At 65.8% G+C, this 3630-nt stretch carries 5 protein-coding genes; 2 read left to right on the top strand and 3 right to left on the bottom strand.

Annotation, left to right across the window (positions count from 1 at the left end):
• Positions 1-43 precede the first annotated feature (43 nt).
• From AC2VOG_RS01040 to AC2VOG_RS01030, 3 genes are read right to left on the bottom strand one after another with little or no spacing between them, the layout of a single operon-like run.
• On the bottom strand, positions 44-850 hold the full coding sequence (locus AC2VOG_RS01040; protein ID WP_486938058.1) for an exodeoxyribonuclease III: 807 nt from the start codon (positions 848-850) through the stop codon (positions 44-46).
• 50 nt (positions 851-900) lie between these two features.
• Positions 901-1623 carry a GNAT family N-acetyltransferase, cg3035/Rv0428c family gene (locus AC2VOG_RS01035; RefSeq protein WP_486938057.1) on the bottom strand — a complete coding sequence of 241 codons (723 nt, stop codon included), beginning with the start codon at positions 1621-1623 and terminating at the stop codon, positions 901-903.
• A complete protein-coding gene (locus tag AC2VOG_RS01030; protein WP_486938056.1) occupies positions 1623-2216 on the bottom strand; it encodes a peptide deformylase in 594 nt (197 codons plus the stop codon). Before AC2VOG_RS01030 ends, AC2VOG_RS01035 begins: the two co-directional genes overlap by 1 nt.
• A gap of 183 nt (positions 2217-2399) precedes the next feature.
• On the opposite strand from AC2VOG_RS01030, the gene napA reads away from it, so the two are divergent.
• Together napA and AC2VOG_RS01020 are read left to right on the top strand one after the other, a co-directional pair.
• Positions 2400-2708, top strand: coding sequence for a nucleoid-associated protein NapA (napA, locus tag AC2VOG_RS01025; RefSeq protein WP_428342571.1), 309 nt, complete (start codon positions 2400-2402; stop codon positions 2706-2708).
• Between the two features lie 64 nt (positions 2709-2772).
• Complete coding sequence (locus AC2VOG_RS01020) at positions 2773-3237, top strand: LytR C-terminal domain-containing protein (RefSeq protein WP_486938055.1); 465 nt, start codon at positions 2773-2775, stop codon at positions 3235-3237.
• The last annotated feature ends 393 nt before the right edge of the window (positions 3238-3630 follow it).

Here is a 3630-nt window from a genome sequence, read left to right as displayed (position 1 = left end):
AAATGAACAGCGGGTGAATACCCGTGCCGGCAGTTTTTACGCCTCAACCGGCGCGAATGTCCACCACGACCGGCGCGTGGTCGCTGGGTGCCTTGCCTTTCCGTTCTTCGCGGACGATCTGCGCTGCGGTAACCCGGCTGGCGAGCGCGGGGGAGGCGAGGATGAAGTCGATGCGCATTCCCTGTTTCTTCGGGAACCTCAGCTGGGTGTAATCCCAGTAGGTGTAGACGCCTGGGCCGGGTGTGAATGGCCTTACCACGTCCGAGAATTGGGCGTCGACGATGCCCTCGAAAGCTGTGCGCTCCGGTCCGGAGACATGGGTGGAGCCCTTGAAGAAGTCCACATCCCAGACGTCGTCGTCGGTCGGGGCGACGTTCCAGTCGCCGACCAGCGCAATCGGCGCCGACGGATCGTCGCGAAGCCAGCCCTCGGCGGTATTGCGCAGAGCAGCAAGCCAATTCAGTTTGTAGGTATAGTGCGGGTCGTCGAGGGTGCGGCCGTTGGGAACGTAGAGGCTCCACACCCGCACTCCCGCACAGGTGGCGGCCAGCGCGCGCGCCTCGGTCGCAGCGGCGACGTCCGGTTTGCTGCTCCAGGTGGGTTGGCCCGGGAAACCGATCTCGACGTTGTCCAGTCCCACCCGGGAGGCGATCGCCACGCCGTTCCATTGGTTGGTGCCGACGTGCGCCACGTCGTAGCCGAGTTCGAGGAACGGCATCGTGGGGAACTGTTCGTCGGAACACTTGGTCTCTTGCATCGCGAGCACGTCGACCTCGCCGCGCTTCAGCCAATCCAACACCCGGGGCAGGCGGGAGCGGATCGAGTTCACGTTCCAGGTGGCTATCCGCAGACGTGGCGGGTCGGCGTTGTCCACCAAGCCGTCGGGCATGGCTGAAGACCCTACGTGAGCGCGATGTAGCGCGCGTGGTGGTGCAGGGCGAAGCCCAGCGACCGGGCCAGCACCGCGGTATCGCGATCGCCCTCAGGGATCCGGACGTAGCCGCGGGTTGCGCCCTGGGCCGCACCCCAGGCCAGTTGCGCTTCGCAGCCGGTCTGGATCCGCGCCAAGCCCACCCAGCGCGTGCCGTCCGGGGCGTCGGCGACCACGGCGCCCGACTGCTCGGCACCGGAGTCGGCGCGTACATCGCACACCATCACGCGGTTGGGGTGCTCCCCCAGGTGGGGAAGTCGCAGCAGACGATCGGGCACCGCCAACCGGGGCACCAGGCCGCGGAGCCGATACCAGTTGACGATCGCCGGTATTGTCGACTGGTTCGCCGAGATATCCAACGGCACAGCCGAATTCGAGGCGCACCTGCCGTCGGCCCCGGCGCGTAGCAGCCAGCCGTCGAGCCACTGCCGTTCGATACCCGGCCACGCCAGCGCGTCTGCGTGCTCGAGTGCGCGAATCTCCGAGTTGCGCACCGGCTTATCGCTGAGCGTGCGCACGGAGACGACAGCGCCGGCGCTGAACTCCACGATCTCGCCCGTCGTCGTCGTGACACGCACGACCGCTGCGGTCTCGATCAGGCGGCCGATCACGTCGGTCAGCGGTGGTACCGAACCGCAGGCCAGGCGGTACCGCACCGCGACCCGAGTGCCGGGCTCAGGCCACGAAACCATCAGTGGCCGAACGGGTCCGGGCCCTCGCCCGGTGTCCACGACAATCCCGGGACGCCCCAGCCGTGCGACTTGACCGCTCGCTTGGCCGAGCGGGCGTGGCGTCCGACCAAGCAGTCGAGATAGAGAAAACCGTCGAGGTGCCCGGTCTCGTGCTGGAGCATGCGCGCGAAAAGCCCGGTACCTTCCAGGGCTATCGGGTTGCCGTCGGCGTCGAGTCCGGTGACCTTCGCGTAGTCGGCCCGCCCGGTGGGAAACGACTCGCCCGGCACTGACAGGCAGCCTTCGTCGTCGTCGTCGGGGTCGGGCATGGTCTCGGGTATCTCCGAGGTCTCCAGTACCGGGTTGACCACGACCCCGCGTTGCCGCGCCGGTTGTCCGCGCTCGTTGGGGCAGTCGTAGACAAAGACCCGGAGATTCACGCCGATCTGGTTGGCCGCCAGTCCGACCCCGTAGGCGGCGTCCATCGTGTCGTAGAGGTTGGTGATCAGCTCGGCCAGATCGGCAGGCAGTGATCCATCCGCCGCGACGGGCACCGGTGTGGTGGGTTTGTGCAGGACGGGATCTCCCACGATGCGGATGGGTACGACGGCCATGACGGCAAATCTTAAGCCCGGGTCCGGCTTCCCCGGTTGCGGAGTACGTGTTGGGCAGGCAACCTCACCTCGTCAGCCGACTCGCGGGTCTGGCTTCCAGGTCAACAGGCGTCGACGTGGTTGAATAATCGCCGGAGCAGCGAGCATTCGAGAGTCGCAGGGTCTTGGAGGATCAGGAGCGATATGGACAGCGCTATGGCGCGGGCTAATCGATCGGGGGACGACTCTGGACTCGCCGATGGGTTGACTCGCCGCGAACACGACATATTGGCCTTCGAGCGCCAGTGGTGGAAATACGCCGGGGCCAAAGAAGAGGCCATCAAGGATTTGTTCGGGATGTCGGCCACGGCGTATTACCGGGTGCTGAATGCGTTGGTCGACCGACCCGAGGCCCTGGCCGCCGACCCGATGCTGGTGAAGCGGCTCCGCCGGCTGCGGGCCAGCCGGCAGAAGGCGCGTGCCGCTCGGCGGCTGGGCTTCGAGCTCACCTGATAATTTTGCCTGCTCACTGGGCGTCGGTGTGGGTTTTCCCGCGCTCGTGGATACAGTGACTTCGATGAATGAGCGTGTTCCCGACTCGACTGGCCTCCCCCTGCGGGCGATGGTGATGGTGCTGCTGTTTCTTGGGGTCATCTTTTTGCTGGTCGGATTTCAGGCCATGGGATCGGGCAGTAACACCGACGACGACTCGGCCGTGGCGAGCATGACGTCCGGCGCGACGGCGTCCAAAACCTCGGCGAAGCCGGCTCCGAAGGCCGATGTGCTCGTCTTCAACATCTCCAACTCCAAGGGCGTCGCGGGCAAGGCCGCTGACCAACTCAAGCAGGGCGGTTTCAACGTCACCAAGGTCGACAACCTGACGCTGCCCGACGTTTCCCAGACCACCGTGTACTACACCGATGCGCCAGGCGAGCACGAAACCGCCGATGCTGTGGGCCAGCTACTCAAGGCACAGGTTGCGCCGCGGACCAAAGAGGTTGCCGATCAGCCACCCGGAGTGATCGTCGTCGTCACTGGCTGACGGCGGCTTGTGCGGCCGTTAGGGACTCGGCGGCGCGGGCGGCTCGGCCGACGGTGCTTTGGGAGCCGCGTTCCCATGCAGGCAGTCCTTGTACTCCTGAGTACCTGGGATGTTGTCAGAACCGCACGTGCAGTCGTGAATTTGCGCGGGCGGCAGCGAATTACAGAAATCGCTGCCGGCCGAAGCCGATGGTGCGGTCCACAGGACAGCAACGGCCACGGCTGCCGCCACACGACCAGCCGTGACCATCAATGCTCTCGTCGTCATCTCGGGATTCCTTTTCGCTGGACGGCCGTGGCACTCGGGCGACGCTGCTTTCGCATACTAGGTTCTCGCGAAGAAAGCTGCAGACGTCACGGCGGGCAGCCTTGGCGGGGTCCGTAAACCCCGGAG

The sequence above is a fragment of the Mycobacterium sp. TH-M11 genome, assembly GCF_057473725.1.
This window is presented reverse-complemented; position numbering and strand designations above follow the sequence as displayed.

What these genes read in the sequence shown, in the direction of transcription:
- napA (WP_428342571.1), top strand. Translation starts at nt 2,400, where the DNA reads ATGGACAGCGCTATGGCGCGGGCTAATCGATCGGGGGACGACTCTGGA.
- AC2VOG_RS01020 (WP_486938055.1), top strand. Translation starts at nt 2,773, where the DNA reads ATGAATGAGCGTGTTCCCGACTCGACTGGCCTCCCCCTGCGGGCGATG.
- AC2VOG_RS01030 (WP_486938056.1), bottom strand. Translation starts at nt 2,216, where the DNA reads ATGGCCGTCGTACCCATCCGCATCGTGGGAGATCCCGTCCTGCACAAA.
- AC2VOG_RS01035 (WP_486938057.1), bottom strand. Translation starts at nt 1,623, where the DNA reads ATGGTTTCGTGGCCTGAGCCCGGCACTCGGGTCGCGGTGCGGTACCGC.